The following is a 17,545-nucleotide window of genomic DNA, read 5'->3' on the forward strand; positions in this document are numbered from 1 at the left end:
AATTGAAATGAATGTACGTCCTTCTGCCATTATTTTAAAAGATAGTCACATCCTTACTTTGCGTTATTGCTATGGAGATCAGGATGTTTATGCACTGCCCGGTGGAAATCCTGATCCTGGTGAGAGCCTTAACGCAGCGCTTAGTCGGGAATTAAATGAGGAATTAGGGGTGATGTCAGATATTAATGAAATGATAATTTGCGGGGAAGTGATATGGGAGGAAGTTCAAAAAGAAACGCTGCATATCGTTTTTCACACAAAAATAACAGGGAAACCAACATTAAATCCGGCCGAAACAACGGCACAGGAACTCGTTTGGCTGCCAATCGAGGATTTGGACAAAAATTTACTATACCCAAATGTTGGAAAGCAAATCCAGGACTTTGCTACAATGTTAACTCCATCGGGTCACATAGGCGTTATTGACCAGCCTTATATCAAATAATCGGATTTCAGATTTTCCCTATATTTTCTCTTCGTTTCTATAAAAGAGAAACATAGCGTACTTTTGCATTTTAAATGGCAGCAGGGTAAATGGAAAATGAAAAGAAGGAGAAATTATCCAACTTCTTATTAAGACGGACGGAGAAGGATGTATTGTCAAGAGGGCGTTCCATTTATAGCAGCGGGGGATTAAAAGTTTCCAAGCTCGACTATAACGGTCCGGGTAATGCCGAATTTAAGGTCAAGAGCGACTATTCTATTCAATTTTACCAAATATATATCCGGGATTTTCTTACGCCGCAGATCACCACCGAGTGTTCCTGCCCGGATAAGAATGGCCTTTGCAAGCACCGCGTGGCCGGAATTCTCTACATTCTGGATAAAATGCCGACCATTAAGCAGGTTGTTCATGAAATGAGCAGCACGGTCATTGAGCTCGGCGAGATCAAAGAACTTCAATTAAGAAATCTGGTCCTGGAAGACACCTGGAAAAACAGGGAATCGATCCAGAATGTGACCATTGTTTCCGCCAAAGAGGGTGAAGCACAATGTATTGTGCGTGAAAACGACCAAGATTTTACGGTTGATTTTCAGCGGATCAAAAGCACCAAGCAAATTCATACTTCCTGCACGTGTAACCAGCAACTTTGGGTTCCGCTATGTCAGCACAAACTGGCTGCATTGCTCAAACTGCGCGAAGAATTGGGCGAACGCGCATTCGAAGTGATGCGTGATCTGACGGTTGAGAAAAATAATCTGCTGGCCGAATATGGCTATTCCCTCGAAGATGACATTAAAGGAAAGTTCGAATTCAAGCTGGACGAAGATGGCGGCCTTTACCTGATCAAATCAGATCCTGCATTGCAGAAAGTGGGTGTTTACCAGGATTGGCAGACATTAAGAGACCGAATTCTACCGGCTCAAAATGTTACTTTCAGCGTTTCGGCGGACAGCCAGCAGGACGAGGAAGACCGGATCTCCATTTTTGTTTTTTGGCCAAAAGGAAAAAATCATTTGCTGGACATTGGTTTCGGTGTTTTTTCGGTCAAATACAGTTCAAAATCGGAGAAGATCACCAATATCCGCAACATTGCCGGCGGTTCAAGCCACTATTATTCAGCGGATGAAATTCCCGTCCTGACCGATGCGGACGCGCGGCTTGTGCGCATCGCGAAGCACTGGGAAGAGGGTTTACAAAAATTCATCCGCAAACAAGGCTGGGCTTACAATGCTTATCTGCACTTTGATGATGTAAGTTCCGAGCAGCGTTACGAGGCCAGAAATTACGTTGGGAAGCATTTGAACAGGATTTTCAATGACCTGGATCCGGAGCGCGTCTATCTCGCAGACGGTGATTATGTGACCAGCAACAACCAGCTCACACAACTGGATTTACACCGGGAGCCTGTAAAGCTTTTCTTCGTTCTTACTGAGGATAAGGAGTTTATTACATTAAATCCTTATGTAGAGCTAACTGCCGGAAGTCCTTTGGAACTTCAAAAAGTGGTTTCGCTGGATAGTTTCTGGCTGGGAATCCATAATGATAAAACACTTTTCCGCTGGGCAGGCATCAGCGAGGCCGAAATGGTCGCTTACCTGGGCCAGACGGGCTATAAAATCCGGGTTAAGAAGGATTATTCGGACGAATTTTTAAAGGACTGGATCATTCCGGTTGCCGAGCAGTTTGACGTCATTTTCCAGACGCGCCACGAAGTGCTAACGCGTCCGTTGACGTTTGATAAACCACGCATTTATCTCAAAGAAGATGATGCTAACCTGCTCATCGTGCCGTCTTTTGTATATAAAGATGAAAACGAAGAAGGCTCGGAAGTAACCTTCATGCACGACCAGCGCCGGAGCAAAACGGGTTTTGAAGATAACAAAATCACCATGCTGGAACGCGACCTGGCTGCTGAAAATGCAGTTTGGGAATGGGTTAAATCGCTGAATCCGGCTTTTGCGAACCAAACAGGGCAGCCATTCTTTTATGTTCCGTTGGATCAGGTAATGAAAGGAGGATGGCTTTTCAGTTTCGTAGAAGCTGTCGGCAAGAAGAAATATGAACTTTTGGGTTTCAAAGACCTGAAAAAAATGCGCTTCAATCCGAACCGCGGAACAGTAAAAGTGAATGCTTCATCGGGAATCGACTGGTTTGATATGACCGTTGAAATCACTTTTGGCGATCAGCGGGTTTCATTGGCGGACGCGAAAAAAGCATTGCTGAAAAAGCAGAACTACGTGCAGTTGCAGGATGGTTCGTTGGGCGTTTTGCCTGACGAATGGATCAGTAAGCTGGAACCATTGCTGCAATTTGGCCGTGTGAATGGTGAAAAGATACATTTGTCTAAAATCCATTTCTCGCTGATCGATGAGCTTGTTTCGGAAACGGATAACGAAGAAGTGTTCCGTGAGCTTTACGAGAAAAAGCAAAAACTCCTCAATTTCAAGCAAATTCCGAATGTGGCATTGCCTGAAAATGTGAATGCAACGTTACGGCAATATCAGGAAGAAGGTTACAAATGGATCCATTTCCTGGATGAATTCGGCTGGGGCGGCTGTCTGGCAGATGATATGGGTTTGGGAAAAACATTGCAAATGCTAACCTTTCTGCAACAGCAAAAAAACCTGAATTCAAATAATACGAACCTTGTCGTAGTTCCTACCACGCTGATTTTCAACTGGCAAGCAGAAGCCGCTAAATTTACTCCCGACCTCAACCTGTATGTTCACAGGGGAATGGCCCGGCGGAAAGACATTGATTTTTTTAGGGAATACGACATTATCCTCACCACTTACGGCACCATGCGCAGTGATGTGGAGCTGCTTCGTAAGTTCGATTTCAATTACATTGTGCTAGATGAAGCGCAAGCCATTAAAAATCCGGATTCCCTTACTTCAAAAGCTTCACGGCTGCTTCATGCGAAGAATCGCCTGACTATGACGGGAACGCCAGTGGAGAACAATACATTTGATCTTTATTCTCAATTTGAATTCCTGAATCCCGGCATGCTAGGCCACGCGGACTTTTTCCGAAGTGAGTATGCAACACCAATCGATAAATATCAGGACAAAGAAAAGGCGGCAGAATTGCGTAAGCTGGTCTATCCATTTATGCTGAAACGCACCAAAGAGGAAGTGGCGACAGATTTGCCGGATAAGACAGAAACCATTTTGTTCTGCGAAATGGGGCAGAAGCAACGTAAGGTTTACGACACATTCCGCGAAAAATACAGATTGGAAATTGCTGAAAAGCTGGCCACAGAAGGCCTTAACAAAAGCAGTTTCCTGATCCTGGAAGCTCTTTTGAAATTAAGACAAATATGCGATTCGCCTTCGATCCTGTCTGGTGATGAGGATTTCGGTAATGAATCTGCCAAGCTGGAAGAAATTGTCAGGGAAATTGAAGAGAATGCGTCCAATCATAAAATATTGATTTTCAGTCAATTCCTGGGAATGTTGGATCTGATCCGCAAGCATCTGGAAAAAGTAAACATTCCCTATGAATACCTGGACGGGCAAACTGTGGACCGCGCTGGTCGCGTGAACCGTTTCCAGAATGACCAGACCTGCCGGGTGTTCTTAATGAGCCTTAAAGCAGGCGGTGTGGGCCTTAATCTCACCGAAGCGGATTATGTTTACCTCGTGGATCCCTGGTGGAACCCGGCAGTAGAACGCCAGGCCATCGACCGGACGCATAGGATCGGTCAGACGCGCAAAGTGTTTGCTTATAAAATGATTTGTAAGGATACTATTGAAGAGAAAATCCTTTTGCTTCAGCAGCGGAAGCAAGATCTTGCGGAAGACCTGGTAGGGGGAGAATCAGGCTTTATCAAAAAACTTAGTCAGGAAGACATTATGGGGCTTTTCAGTTAAGCTCCATAATGCCTTTTTAATTATTAAGCATTTTCGTTCCCGACGAAATATTGAGCAGGTTGCTATTCATCAATTTCACTGAACTCACCGACTGCGAAGCGCTGTCTAAGGAAGTAAAATCAAATAAATCAGATTTTGATAAAATAGTTACCTCCTGCGTCTGGCTTGTTTTGGATAATTCCTCGTTTGCCAGTTCACCACTTCTATCTATTAAGGGAATATTGTACATTTTTTCCACAGTCCCACCTGTCATTGCCTTGTAGCGTGCCTCTTTCTGTAATACACAAAGCCCTAGTAAAAAGGTGGCAATGAGCAACGTATGTTTATTTTTCATAATCAAGATGTCTATTTTTAAAGGGTCCTTATCAGACAACTACAACACAAAGAGCAATTTTCGCACCAAATGGTTGTAACCTTTGAAAAATTATTTAAGTACAAAAAAACCCATATCACTTAATTTAGGCTTTTTGTAACTTTACTAATAAGCTATTGTGCAACAGCCGTAAATTCTATCTCCACAAGATATTCCGGAGAAACCAGTTTGCTGATCTCATAAATGCCCGTAGTAGGCTTGATATCCCTGAAATAAGTGCCGTGAGCTCTCGCTATTTCGTCAAATAAGCTGATGTCCGTTGTGAAAATACGTGTCCTTACAACATCACTTAACGCAGCGCCGGCCTCTTGCAACACTTTTTCTATTCTTTCAATAATGTTATTTGTTTGGGCAAAAGCATCATCTGCCTTAACTTTTTCTCCATCCACGATGGCGACTGTGCCCGCAACTTCTATAATGTTACCAATGCGTACCGCGCGGCAGTAACCCATTTTGTCCTCCCATGGAGAACCGGATAGTATATTTTGTCTTGACATGGCGTAAATGTTATAACCATGTAAAGATAAAACTTAATTTCGTGATTCCTCGAAAAGTGCAAGTGCCAGGCGTATCTGTCCGTAGTCAAATTGCTCGTTCAAAAGCTCAAACAATGGTTTCAGCGGATCATTTTTACCAACCTGTATTTCTGCCGCAGCTTCGGTAATGGTGCTATAAGCCTGATTATCAATCAATGCGTGTAAGTCGATGTCGTGACCGTCTTCTTTTAGTTTTATCAAATGCGAAATAATCGTGACCGTACTCAGATCACGTTTTTCTGCAATTATTTTTAAAGAGTAACCTTCTTTATACAAATCAAGTGTTTCGACGTAGGTCATTCCCTTCACTACCCGGGTTCCCGGTTTTGTATTTTCCCGGGCGAAGGCAAGGATTTCGTTGATGAATGTTTCACCATAGCGACGGAATTTCTCCGCACCAATCCCTGAAACAGCTTTCATCTGGGCTTCTGAAATTGGCTTTTTCTGCGCCATTTCCGAAAGCGTCGCGTCGCTGAAAACCACATATGGCGGCACGCCCAGCGCGTCGGCCATTTGTTTTCTTAATATCCGCAGCCTTTCGAACAGTGCATCGCGGATAATTTCCTGTTTCGGTTTTTCCTTTGGTACAAGCTCCTCTTCCTTCGCTTTGCGTTCGGAAATTGGAATAAATTTCACCAGCTCCACTTTCCGCTCACCTTTCAAAACCTGCTTACTGACCGGATTGAGCTTAAATGAATGTGCTTCGTCGTACGCAATGTCCATTACGCCGGAGTTGAGCAGCTGGCCAATGTATTCGGCCCATTCTTCGCCGCGAAGCTCGTTACCGACACCAAAAGTGGGGAGCCTATCGTAGCCGTGTTGCAGAATGTTGCGGTTGCGGCTGCCTCTCAAAATATCGATCAGCATACCCATCGCCACTTTCTGGTCGGTGCGGGCAATGCCGGAAAGCGCTTTTTGAGCGATGACGGTGGCGTCGAACCGGGTTCTCGGGTTTCGGCATACGTCGCAGTTGCCGCAGTCATAATCCACAGCTTCATTAAAATAGCTCAATAAAATGCGTCGCCGGCAAATATCCGCTTCCGCATATTGCTTCATCCGGTTCAATTTGGCGTGCAAAAGCTCCTTCTGCTCGGCCGACTGATCCGAATTATTGATCATATCCTGCCTGGTAATGATGTCCAAGAAGCTGTAAAACAGCACAGTGTCCGAAGCAGAACCGTCGCGTCCGGCCCGACCGATCTCCTGATAAAAGCTCTCCACATTGGATGGCAAGTTGTAATGTATAACCCAGCGCACATTAGATTTGTCAATCCCCATCCCGAATGCAATCGTGGCCACAATGACCTGGATGTCGTCTTTCAGAAACTGTTCCTGCACGCGTGAACGCTTGTCCGGCGCCAATCCTGCGTGATAATATTCCGCTTTAAAACCAGCGTTTTTCAGGCTGGCGGCAACGGTTTCGGTTCCTTTGCGGCTCAGACAGTAAATGATGCCGGCTTGTCCTTCGTGTTTTTTCAAAAATTCTTGAATCTGCTGCATGCGCTTTCTGCCCGGAAGCACGCTGAGGTTCAGATTTGGCCGGTCGAAGCTGGCGATAAATGTTTGGGCAGACTCAATGTTCAGCTGTTTCAGAATGTCGCGCCGCGTTACCCGGTCCGCGGTGGCGGTTAATGCAATCACGGGAATGTCCGGGAAGCGCATTTTTAATGTATTCAACGACCGATATTCCGGGCGGAAGTCGTGGCCCCAGGAGGAAATACAGTGGGATTCGTCTACTGCAAACAGTTTTACATTCCACTCGCGCAAAAAGTCAAATGTATTTCCTGAGAAAAGCCGTTCGGGGGCAATGTATAGCAATTTCAGTTCGCCTATTTTGGCTTGCCACATCACGCTATCCTGCTCAGCACCAGATAATGATGAGTTCAAAAACGCTGCATTCACACCATTGCCACGCAATGCTTCCACCTGATCTTTCATCAAGGCGATCAATGGTGAAATAACAACCGTTAAGCCGTCTTTGAGTATGGCGGGAATTTGGAAACAAACTGATTTTCCGCCGCCGGTGGGCATGAGGACGAGGCAATCTTTGCCTGCCATAACGGTGTCGATGATTTCGGCTTGCTGCGGGCGGAAGGAGTCGTAACCAAAATATTTTTTTAGTGCTTCTAGTTTGTTGTCTTGCATTGGATCTTGAAAAAGAGGTCAAATTTTGGGATTAATTACGGGCATTCAAAAACATTTGATCAAAACTGATACATTACCTGGGCCTTCAACTCGCTGCGTTTGCCGCCTTGGATTTCATTAAGGCCTGAACTGATTTTATCGAGCTTGGCGTATCGCGTCTGCGACCACCTGAGCCACAGCTTCATATTTTTTGACACCGCATACTTGGCCATGAGATAATGTCGGGTGCCGGCGTCGTAATAGGCCGGAATGGAGAAGGCGTAAAGCATATCTTTTTCGTAAACATATTGGCGGCTGTCATAGTCATCGGTTTTGAAATACGCTATACGCGCACTCAGTTCCAGTCTGGGAAATTGCCAGCTTACGTCTTGCAAAAGTGTGAAACCATTTGATTTTGAAATCTTTATATAGGCCAGATTGCCGCTCTGCAAGCGCGTTTTCAGCGAAAACCGGAGCGGCTTTTCATATTCAACATTGATCGTTGCCGTTTTACGGATTGTGGAAACAGGCCCGTCTTCGTTCTCGCTATCTGACGGCGCATTGCGCTGTTTTTTCTTCTGGTGATATAAAGCATAAGCATTAAATCGCTTGTTAGGCTTCCAGAGAATGTGGAAATAATAATCATAGCCTTTTGAAGGTGCATCGACCAGGTATTTCAGCCAGGGAAATTTGAAATAATCATAATAGGCACTTAGCTTCCAGCGCCGGTTGGGCCCGTAACGAAAGCCCGCATAACCGCCGGTTTCATTGATCGGTCGCGTGGCTTCGGCAATAGCATTTCCGTAGAATGTGTGAAAATTGCGGTCGTAATGCCGGCCTAACAAGCTGAGATCAAACTTTTTACCCAATGCTGCTATTAAGCCTGCTATGGCTCCGTAGCCTCCGCTTTTCGAGCGCGCCGCTTCTCCGAAAAAATGAATGTTCTGCCACCGGTAATCACCATGCAGGCCAACAACAAGATTGTGTTTTCCGGAAAATTCATAGCGGTTGTAAGCCGCATTTCGCTTCTGTAATCTAATGTCATAACCCGTATTGAGCCATGTGAAGCCAAGCTGGCCAGCTTTGGAAGGGAGCTTAAAGAGCAAATGCGTCCCGACATTTTGTTCCAAAAAGTTATTGTGCTTGTCGCGCTCGCTGGCTGTCCGATGGTAACCGGTGACGGGTAAGGAGCTGGCTATGTGCTCACGATCGTCTTTTGCATCATCAACAGTTGCGTCACGTTTGATATAGGAATAAAAAGTGGTTAGCTCAAAATGCTTTGACAATGAAAACGTCGCTGCGGCTCCCCGGAAAAAGTTGGATTCCAATGCAGAAGTGTAAGGTTTTAAGCCCAATGTGCTTCTGTATGTGGAGCTGATGACCTCTGCACCTTTGCCCAATGAAAATCCTGCGGCCATTACAAGCCCTTGACCAGCCTGCATTTGATAATCCCCGATGATCAGGTTTTTGATCTTTCCCTGGTTCATAACCTGTGCGTGAAATGATGAGAAGTCCGAGCCGAGAATTTGGCGTTTTGCATTCCAGTTCCACCACACTTCGCCCGCATCTTTCTCCATAGCGAGGCCGTAACTATAAACTCCGGCGCGGGAATTCCTGTATTTCAAATATCCGCAAAGTGGGTTTCCGTTATATCTGGAAGCCGTCGAACCGGAATCGGCGGGAAGGAAGCCTTTTGGTTTTTCCAGTAATTTACCGGAGCGCACGATCAGGAAATGTTGCGAAGGATTTTTCAGCGATTCTGCAATGGACAATGTCCGCGAATGGACCGTAACAAATGGCAGTAACCGATAAATCGTGGCCAGATCGAAATCAGGGATGGCTTGTAATTCGTAAAGGGAAATGAGCGAGCCGAGCTGTTCGCGGTACTTTATGAAAGAATTGAGCTGTGTTTCTGAAAGGAGCATTAAAGCCGCCAATTCGTCACGCGTTGCTTTATTAATGTCTATCGGATCGGCATATAAGGCGAAAAGCGATTCGTAGAGTTCGCTGTAATCGGCCTCTTCGGAAGGATCGGCGATCAGGTTCTGGATGAAAGCATCAATGTCGATTTCCCTGCGCGGCGGTTCCTGGGCGGAAAGGTTTTTTGTATTAAATAAAAAAATGAGCGCAAGGACAAGACACGGCAGAACCGCCCGATCCGGGATTTTCAACTTAAAAGCGTATGTTAATGTAGTTTGTTTAATCATACGCTTTTAGTTTTAGTGAAAGGTTAGAAGGCTTTTAAACTCAAATCCAGACTCCTTGCCTGGTGTGTTAATGCGCCGCTCGAGATTCCGTCAATCCCGGTTTCCGCAACGGCACGCAATGTTTTTTCCGTAATATTTCCCGACGCTTCCGTTTCATACCGTCCGCCAATGCGTTTTACGGCCTCGCGCAAGTCATCGAGCGAGAAATTATCCAGCATAATAATGTCGACCATCCCCACACGCAGCACTTCGTCGACTTCTTTGATATTTCTGGTCTCTATTTCAATTTTCAGGTTTTTACCCAATTGCTGCCGGTAAGCGCTTGCGCGCATAATGGCCGGTTCAATCCCGCCTGCATAATCGACGTGATTGTCTTTCAACATGATCATGTCGTACAAGCCCATTCTGTGATTTACAGCGCCGCCGATTTTTACAGCCAATTTTTCAAAAACCCGAAAATTAGGTGTCGTTTTTCTGGTGTCGAGCAGCTTAACAGGCAAATCCTTGATCAGATCCGACATCTGGCGGGCGTAGGTTGCAATGCCGCTCATGCGCTGCATTGTGTTGAGAACCAGCCGTTCAGCTTTCAGGATCAGTCTTGCATTCCCTTCAACCGTAAATACCACATCCTTGCTTTTGACGTAAGTTCCGTCAAGAAGTAACACATTTATTTTTAACGGGGGGTAATTATATGCAGCGGCAGTCTCGTCAAAAATGATCTGGGCAACTTCAACGCCCGCCAAAATTCCATCCTGCTTCACGAGCAACTGCGCACGCTTGGTCGCATTTTCGGGCACGCAGGAAAGGGAAGAATGATCGCCGTCTCCAATATCTTCCAGCAAAGCAAGCCGGATCAGATCGCGAAGTTCATGGGGGTTCGTTTCCATATTACTTATGGTTTTTGATAAATTATCGATGTAAAAATAAAGGAAGTCGTTGATTACTAGTAAGTCTGCTGGCGGAATGCCATGTTATAGCGCAGCGCCAGGGACCAAACCGTTGACTTGGCGGCTATCGATTCGTCGGGAGAATTGATTCTTCTTTGGAGAAAACGGCCGTCAATAAATAAATTATGTGCCAGCGAATAGCTTGCCCGCAAATCCGTGTAAGCAGTGGATGCCTTAATGCCCTGACCTATCTTTTGATTCAGGTTACCTTCACGGTTTATATTCCGGTTTTCGTAACTTTTTGTGATGTCGCCGCCGAAACTTGTATCCCCTTCCGGATCTTTTCCCTGGTTCGCCATCATGATCGTTCCATAAAAAGACAATCGTGAAGTGGCTTTATAGCGGATTATGCCCAGATATTCACGAAAATTTGCGCCTAGCGGGTGTGTTAATGATTGTCCGTAATGTACGTAACTCGTGCCGGCGTCCTTATGCGAGTAGGTGTAGGGACGCACCACATTGTATTCTGCCTGTAAATCCAGGTTAGGCACGCCGAAAGCATCCACATACTTCCCGCCAAGCTGAAAACTGTATTTATTCGTCCAGGAACCGCTGCCGTTGAAAAGAAATTTTGTTAAAAATTCATCAAGCACAAACTGGCTGTAAATGGAAGCCTTATTGGCAACCAGCCAGCGGAAGTCGAAACCAAGGATCGCATTGTCCTGACTTCCCAGATAAGATTCTACATACCGGTAAAAAATGATCGGGTTCAGATAATTCAGGTCATAACCGCCGCCTACGGAATCCCTGCTGAAAACCTCAGCTTCAAAAACACCAATGTTGATCTTATCAGTCAAATTGACGCTGAGATGATGGATTGCTGCAAACTTTTTACCCCGCAACAAGCCGTCCGTTTCGTATTTGTTGGCATTGATCATGCTTGTATACAAATTGGTATAATGAAACTTACCAAGCTGCGTATCAAGTCGTAAGAATAAATAGGGGCTGCTGTTGTCTGATAAGATCAATGATCTGAAACCACTTCCGAAGACATTATGATCGTGGCCGAACTTCACATTAATGCTCTTCAATGGCCTGAATGTAATGTATCCGCGGGCAGTCAGAAAGTCAATGCCGTTGTTGCGGGTTGTCTTGGCAAGTCCTTCCCCAGGAAAGCCGTATTCCGAAGTCTTGAAATCATTAACATAGCGCGGGTAACGGCCCTGCGTATCTGTTACATATGTGTAGAAACCAAGTTTTTCATTGATCATCCCCCGGATCTCCACACCGCGGCTTGTTCCCCATAATTGGTTTGGCGTTGTATCCTCGTTTCTGCCGAACTTTTTACCGTAGCTGTTATCGCTGCCTATGAAGTTGGTTGTAGTAAAATTAAAATGCAGGTCGAAATCTTTATTGTGAATGCTGTAAAGGTCGGCGGGATGGTTGAAGAATTTCCGTTTTTTGCCAGGAGGCGGATCTGTAAAAAGGCCTAACCTCGCCAATTTATCATATTTCAGGGAATCTGTGGCGATCATCCCATTAGTCCATTCCCAACTATCCTCCCGTAAATAATCAATGGTTTCCCAGTCGCGGTCCGTCAGATTTATTGTTCCTTCCTTTAATATAGAGTCTGTTAACGAAACAATTGCTTTACGCTCAAAGGGTTTAACATTGGAATGAAACCCTTCTGTGAATTTGCCCCTTTTGATCTCCAAGCGATCAATTAAATGGTAATAATCGTCATTAAAAGGAACAAAAGAACTTTGTGCATGTACGTATGACAGGGATATCAGTGATAAAATCAATATTTTGAAAAGCCGGATAATTCCTTGATCCATAGGCAAAAAAAATCTACTGTTCACACCATTCACCGTTTGCGGATGATTTTTCAAATAACTCTTCCAAATTACGTCAATGAATTTGTATTATCTTGCATGGAGTAGTTTAAAAAACTGTCCTTCCTATGTTTTTACTTTCCCAAAAACCTTCCATCGCCGATCATTATCTGGCCGAATTGCGTGACGTAAATTTGCAGAAAGACCGGATGCGTTTTCGGCGAAATTTGGAGCGGGTGGGAGAGTTGCTAGCCTATGAACTTTCCAAAACGCTCACATTCAAAACGGAAAGCGTTGAGACGCCATTGGGACAAGCCTCATCGCGCACATTGCTCCAACCTGTTGTCCTGGCCACGATTTTGCGTGCCGGATTGCCTTTGCACGAGGGTTTTTTGAATATGTTCGATAAAGCGGATAATGCATTTATCGGCGCTTACCGCGGTCATCATATCAATGCGGAAGAGGAGTTTGAAGTTGAAATGGACTACATTACCAGCCCCGACCTGACTGGCAAAATATTAATATTAATAGATCCGATGCTTGCCACAGGGCGTTCCATGGAGAAGGTTTACCATGCTTTGCTCCGCTTCGGAATCCCTGCACAAACGCACATTGCATCTGTCATTGCAAGTCCGGAAGGCGTCGATTACCTGCAAAAACGCATTCCGCACTGCCGGTTATGGCTAGGCGCAATCGACCAGAAGCTTAATGAGCACTGGTACATTGTTCCCGGGCTCGGCGACGCGGGCGATCTGGCCTACGGCGAAAAGTAAGCCAGTCGTTAATTCAGCAACTCATCAAATGTAATAGATACGTAATAGGTTGATCCGACATTTGGACTTCCATACGCCTGTATATAGGATTTGCCCGTTAAATTGGTGCCGCCCAGTTTGATGATCGATTTCAATGCATTGACTTTGTAACTCACCTGCGCATCCAGCACGCTCACCGAAGGCACACGTGTATTCGAGAAAACGGGCACGTCCGTTGTAGTGGGTAAAACGAAGCTTGATTCCCATAAAAATGCCTGCTGATATTTATAGGCAATGTTGAACCCTACCGAATTGTTGCTTGTAATTCTTCTCCCAAATGATAGGTTATAGCGGTATTTTGGCGTGTTAAACGATGAATACTGCACTTCCGGAGACGGTTTGAAGTCATTCAGCTCGTTGTTGGCAACATTACCGGCAACATTAAACCCTTTTGGCAGTGAATAAGTCAGGCCCAATGCAAATCCTCTTGTTGTAATGGTCTCAGTGGTGTTAACCGTTCTCGAATAACCATTGAAATTCCCCACACCAATTCCTGATTCAATCGGCAGGCCGGGAGATGCCGCCGCAGTAGGCACTACGATCACAGTTCCGCCGATAAAATTTTTGTATTTGCTGATGTAGTAATACGCGTCAATGAAAAGTTTTTTGGCAATAACGGCTTTGTAACCAACCTCATATGAAGCAATGCGTTCAGGTTTCAATTTAGCCGGTTTGTATTTGGGCAGTTTTTCCAATGCGTAAGCTTTGGCGAGTGTAGGCACTAAGCCTGGAACCTGAGCCGCTAAAATAGCAGGAAGTTGGGCAGCAAGAACGCCGGGCAATGCCTGGTTTACCCCAGCCGTGATTGCCGCTTGAATGGCGCCTGGATTGTTGGGGATATTTCCAGCGGCAACACCTTGATTTACAGCTGTTGTGACCTGTGCAGTAACGGCTGCGCTGATAGCAGCGGTTGCCTGTTGTGTGACGGCTGCCTTAGCATAGTTTGTCGCATTCTGTACAATGCTCGGATCGCTTGCAATCACTTGTTTAATAGCGTCTTCGGATAAGTTTCGTCTTAAAATACCATTTGAAAGGTTGTATCTGGCATCAAATTCAGGCAAGCCGCCAATCAATGTTCCGGATGGCGTTCTGAGGTCAATGTATTGGTTCTGAGTAGTTGGGATACGGAAACCGGTTTGGTAAGATAGGCGAATGTTGTGCTCCCCAAATGTGGTTACTGCCGAAATCCTGGGTGTAAATTGTCCATCAAAATTTTCATTTTTATCATATCGTATCGAGCCGGTCAGTTTTAAATGATCGCTTAACAAATTCTTTCCTGCCTGTAAAAAAGCCCCGAATTCTGAAATCGGGATTTTGCCATTGCGGCCTTCTTTGGTGTCTGCAAATAACGTCCCGGCAGATCTCAGCTCGTAAAGCCGGTAATTGGCGCCCGCCAGCAGCTCTACGAATTTGACCTGGTTTTTGAAATTATAAAATCCTTCAATGTGGTAGAGGTTCGTTTTATCAGCAAAACCGCCGCCGCCATTCACAATCGGCAGATTTCTGTATTTATCCAATAACTGATCATACGCTGCGGTTCCGGGCATCGGCATGCCTTTGTCGGCCACCCCGCGTGCTGCCAAATGCGCTTGGTCCTCCGGCATTCCGGCGCCGCGTGCCGTTGCAAATGCGCCTACATATTCACCAAACCAATTCGCATGCGGCTTGAAATCGTTCAGCATGGAAACAGCAGCCAGCCCGGCCAGATAGGATTTTCCGGAACGTTCCTGCGTTGTATAGGCCCGCACGGTGAAATTATCCGCTTTCAGTTCAAGCTTGGCTTGCATCAGATTGAAATCACGAAGCGAATAGCGGCCAGTTCCCGTGTAAACCGTTGTTCCATAGCCGTAATTAACTTGTGCAATGGCTTCGATCTTCTCGTTGATCCGGTAATGCACTGCCGCGTTGGCTTTGAAACTTTTGGTATTGTAATCCACAATGTCCTTTTCCTGGTAACCCGTGCGGCTCACAAATGTGTTTGGAACGAGCGCCACGGCTGCCTGCGGGATCAGGCCGTTGGCAGCCAATGTGCCTGCAACCGCATTCATGTTGGTTTGGACCTCGTCGCCGTAAACGTTCACGCCGTCATAATCATTGTCCGTTCCAGCGCCACGCCTTGGATCAGATGCCCCGCCTACATTTAAATTGTTATAATTCGTTGCTTCCCAGTCTTTTGCAGTGATGTATGACAAGTTCACTTTAAATGCCACTTTGTTATTAAATGCTTTGGCATAACGAATGGTCCCGTCGATAAACGGCGTCGTCGCCTTGGAGCGGTTCGACTCGTGCATCACGCCTGATTTTACATTGGCGCTTAATCCCTGATATAAAAAAGGGCTTTTACTATTCATTAAAATAAGGCCATTGATCGCATTAGGCCCATAAAGCGCAGAGGCGGCGCCCGGTAAAACTTCCACATTCTCAACATCCAGCTCAGACATCCCGATAATATTATCCAGAGGAAAATTCAAACCAGGAGCCTGATTATCCATTCCGTCGATCATCTGGACCGTCCGCGGGTTACCTGTGCTGCCAAAACCGCGCATATTAATCGATTTGAACAAAACGCCCTGCGTGGTCATATCAATGCCTTTCAGGTTTGCCAATGCATCGTAAAAATTGGCCGATGGCGTTTCCCTGATATTCCTGATGTCCATTTTCTCAATGGCAACGGGCGACTTCATCACGCTTTCTTCCACTCTGGACGCGGCGACGATAATTTCCTGACCCAGAATCACTTGCTCGGCCAGCTTAATGTCCAGCTTGGACATGCCGCCGGTTACTTCTATCTCCTGGGTTTGAAATCCGACAGATGAAATGATTAATGTAAAAGGCGGACTGGATGTTGTGGTAAGGTTGAATGCGCCTTTGTTGTCAGTAATGGTCCCGGTGACTTTTCCTTTAACCTGGATACTCACACCGGCCAGTGGCTCGGATGTCGTCGATTCCGTGACTACGCCATTGATTGTAATCTGTCCGTATGCATTAGAAACAAGTATTATGGCCAAAATAAAAGGGCATAATCTTAGAATTGTAGACAAGTGTTTCATGGTTTTAAGTAGGCTGATGTTCTTCGAGCAAGATATAAGAATATTATATCATCACATAGCATAATTATACTATTTTTTCTTCAAATCTTTTTAAATTATACAATCTTGGCATACTTCAAATTTTGGGAGTATTAGCTAACATGAGGTTCAGTAAATAAGTGAAAAGTGTGCTATACAGCGAAAAGAGCGCATTAATCCCATTTTCTGGGCTCATTGGTCCGTTTGCATTGGTCATAAGTGGGCGTTTATCCGTAGCTTTGAGTAGTTTTTCATAGTGTGGATAAATAAAATTACCTTTCACAATGCAGGATTCTTATGTTATTATAATGGCCGGTGGAGTTGGTACGAGGTTCTGGCCTTTCAGCAGAACGGACTTCCCTAAACAATTTCACGATGTGTTGGGAACCGGCAAAACACTTTTACAGCAGACAGTTGAGCGTTTCGACGGGGTTTGCCCGATCGAGAATATTTATATTGTTACAAGTTCGGAATATAAGGACATTGTTAAGGAGCAAATTCCGGCTTTAACGGATGATCAGATCCTTTGCGAGCCAAACCGCCGCAATACTGCGCCTTGCATTGCTTACGCTTGTTACAAGATCGCCGCCAAAAATCCAGATGCGAATGTGGTTGTAGCTCCGGCCGACCATATCATTCTGAAGGAAGAGAATTTCAGGGACACCATTAACATTGCCCTGGGCGCAACGCGCAACGAGGACATTCTGGTGACGCTGGGAATTCAGCCAAGCCGTCCAGACACGGGATATGGCTACATCCAATACATTCCGGACAAGCTGACGGTTAAAAAAGTGAAGTCTTTCACCGAGAAACCCCATCTTGAACTGGCGCTTCAATTCCTGGATAGTGGGGATTTCGTATGGAATGCAGGGATTTTTGTTTGGAATATCAATGCGTTCAAAAAAGCGCTGAAAAAGTTTCAACCCAACATTGCTGAGATTTTTGAAGGCGGCGACAACCATTATTATCTTGAAACCGAAGATGCATTTGTTCAGAGGGCTTACCAGCACTGCGGCAGCATTTCCATCGATAACGGCATCATGGAAAAGGCTGATAATGTGCATGTTGTGTTAAGTAATTTCGGCTGGTCAGATCTTGGCACCTGGAAGTCGCTTTATGAAGTATCAGATAAGGACGCCAACCTGAATGTTATTGACGGAAACCTCATCCTGCATAACACGACAAATTCAATCATCAAAACCCCAAAAGATAAATTGGTGGTGGTCAACGGCCTGGACGGCTTCATTGTCGCCGAATACGACGGCGTCTTGCTCATCTGCAAAAAAGAAGACGAGCAGAAGGTGAAGGAATTTGTCGCCGAGGCGAAGGAGATTGATACGAAATACGTGTAAGCAAATCCCAGCGGAATAAAATATCGGTAGCCAA

At 45.4% G+C, this 17,545-nt stretch carries 11 protein-coding genes; 4 read left to right on the forward strand and 7 right to left on the reverse strand.

Annotated features, from left to right (window positions below):
* Nucleotides 1-7: 7 nt before the first annotated feature.
* Nucleotides 8-445: an NUDIX domain-containing protein gene (locus tag L0659_RS15265; RefSeq protein ID WP_235127227.1), complete on the forward strand. Its 438-nt coding sequence runs from the start codon at nucleotides 8-10 to the stop codon at nucleotides 443-445.
* An 89-nt stretch (nucleotides 446-534) separates the two neighbouring features.
* On the forward strand, nucleotides 535-4,317 hold the full coding sequence (locus L0659_RS15270) for an SNF2-related protein (RefSeq protein ID WP_235127229.1): 3,783 nt from the start codon (nucleotides 535-537) through the stop codon (nucleotides 4,315-4,317).
* Between the two features lie 16 nt (nucleotides 4,318-4,333).
* Here the strand turns inward: L0659_RS15270 and L0659_RS15275 are convergent, their stop codons facing one another.
* From L0659_RS15275 to L0659_RS15300, 6 genes are all read right to left on the reverse strand, one after another.
* Nucleotides 4,334-4,651, reverse strand: a complete 318-nt coding sequence (locus tag L0659_RS15275) for a hypothetical protein (RefSeq protein ID WP_235127230.1) — start codon at nucleotides 4,649-4,651, stop codon at nucleotides 4,334-4,336.
* A gap of 152 nt (nucleotides 4,652-4,803) precedes the next feature.
* The gene (locus L0659_RS15280) at nucleotides 4,804-5,187 is read right to left on the reverse strand and encodes a RidA family protein (RefSeq protein WP_235127231.1); all 384 of its coding nucleotides are present in this window, start codon (nucleotides 5,185-5,187) and stop codon (nucleotides 4,804-4,806) included.
* 33 nt (nucleotides 5,188-5,220) lie between these two features.
* The gene (gene recQ, locus L0659_RS15285) at nucleotides 5,221-7,371 is read right to left on the reverse strand and encodes a DNA helicase RecQ (RefSeq protein WP_235127232.1); all 2,151 of its coding nucleotides are present in this window, start codon (nucleotides 7,369-7,371) and stop codon (nucleotides 5,221-5,223) included.
* A 59-nt stretch (nucleotides 7,372-7,430) separates the two neighbouring features.
* A complete protein-coding gene (locus L0659_RS15290) occupies nucleotides 7,431-9,557 on the reverse strand; it encodes a helix-hairpin-helix domain-containing protein (protein WP_235127233.1) in 2,127 nt (708 codons plus the stop codon).
* A gap of 23 nt (nucleotides 9,558-9,580) precedes the next feature.
* The gene (nadC, locus tag L0659_RS15295) at nucleotides 9,581-10,444 is read right to left on the reverse strand and encodes a carboxylating nicotinate-nucleotide diphosphorylase (RefSeq protein WP_235127234.1); all 864 of its coding nucleotides are present in this window, start codon (nucleotides 10,442-10,444) and stop codon (nucleotides 9,581-9,583) included.
* A gap of 56 nt (nucleotides 10,445-10,500) precedes the next feature.
* A complete protein-coding gene (locus tag L0659_RS15300) occupies nucleotides 10,501-12,282 on the reverse strand; it encodes a capsule assembly Wzi family protein (protein ID WP_235127236.1) in 1,782 nt (593 codons plus the stop codon).
* A 125-nt stretch (nucleotides 12,283-12,407) separates the two neighbouring features.
* Here L0659_RS15300 and upp point away from each other — a divergent pair, with 125 nt between their 5' ends.
* Nucleotides 12,408-13,052 carry a uracil phosphoribosyltransferase gene (upp, locus tag L0659_RS15305; protein ID WP_235127238.1) on the forward strand — a complete coding sequence of 215 codons (645 nt, stop codon included), beginning with the start codon at nucleotides 12,408-12,410 and terminating at the stop codon, nucleotides 13,050-13,052.
* Between the two features lie 8 nt (nucleotides 13,053-13,060).
* Here upp and L0659_RS15310 read toward each other — a convergent pair whose 3' ends face one another.
* Nucleotides 13,061-16,141, reverse strand: coding sequence for a carboxypeptidase-like regulatory domain-containing protein (locus L0659_RS15310; protein WP_235127241.1), 3,081 nt, complete (start codon nucleotides 16,139-16,141; stop codon nucleotides 13,061-13,063).
* Between the two features lie 302 nt (nucleotides 16,142-16,443).
* Between L0659_RS15310 and L0659_RS15315 the strand changes: the two genes are divergently transcribed.
* Nucleotides 16,444-17,511: a mannose-1-phosphate guanylyltransferase gene (locus tag L0659_RS15315; protein ID WP_235127243.1), complete on the forward strand. Its 1,068-nt coding sequence runs from the start codon at nucleotides 16,444-16,446 to the stop codon at nucleotides 17,509-17,511.
* Nucleotides 17,512-17,545: the final 34 nt, after the last annotated feature.

The sequence above is a fragment of the Dyadobacter sp. CY347 genome (assembly GCF_021502655.1).
Classification (GTDB): domain Bacteria; phylum Bacteroidota; class Bacteroidia; order Cytophagales; family Spirosomataceae; genus Dyadobacter.

Coding starts and splice junctions, on each gene's coding strand:
- L0659_RS15265 (WP_235127227.1), top strand. CDS start 8: ATGAATGTACGTCCTTCTGCCATTATTTTAAAAGATAGTCACATCCTT.
- L0659_RS15270 (WP_235127229.1), top strand. CDS start 535: ATGGAAAATGAAAAGAAGGAGAAATTATCCAACTTCTTATTAAGACGG.
- L0659_RS15275 (WP_235127230.1), bottom strand. CDS start 4,651: ATGAAAAATAAACATACGTTGCTCATTGCCACCTTTTTACTAGGGCTT.
- L0659_RS15280 (WP_235127231.1), bottom strand. CDS start 5,187: ATGTCAAGACAAAATATACTATCCGGTTCTCCATGGGAGGACAAAATG.
- recQ (WP_235127232.1), bottom strand. CDS start 7,371: ATGCAAGACAACAAACTAGAAGCACTAAAAAAATATTTTGGTTACGAC.
- L0659_RS15290 (WP_235127233.1), bottom strand. CDS start 9,557: ATGATTAAACAAACTACATTAACATACGCTTTTAAGTTGAAAATCCCG.
- nadC (WP_235127234.1), bottom strand. CDS start 10,444: ATGGAAACGAACCCCCATGAACTTCGCGATCTGATCCGGCTTGCTTTG.
- L0659_RS15300 (WP_235127236.1), bottom strand. CDS start 12,282: ATGGATCAAGGAATTATCCGGCTTTTCAAAATATTGATTTTATCACTG.
- upp (WP_235127238.1), top strand. CDS start 12,408: ATGTTTTTACTTTCCCAAAAACCTTCCATCGCCGATCATTATCTGGCC.
- L0659_RS15310 (WP_235127241.1), bottom strand. CDS start 16,141: ATGAAACACTTGTCTACAATTCTAAGATTATGCCCTTTTATTTTGGCC.
- L0659_RS15315 (WP_235127243.1), top strand. CDS start 16,444: ATGCAGGATTCTTATGTTATTATAATGGCCGGTGGAGTTGGTACGAGG.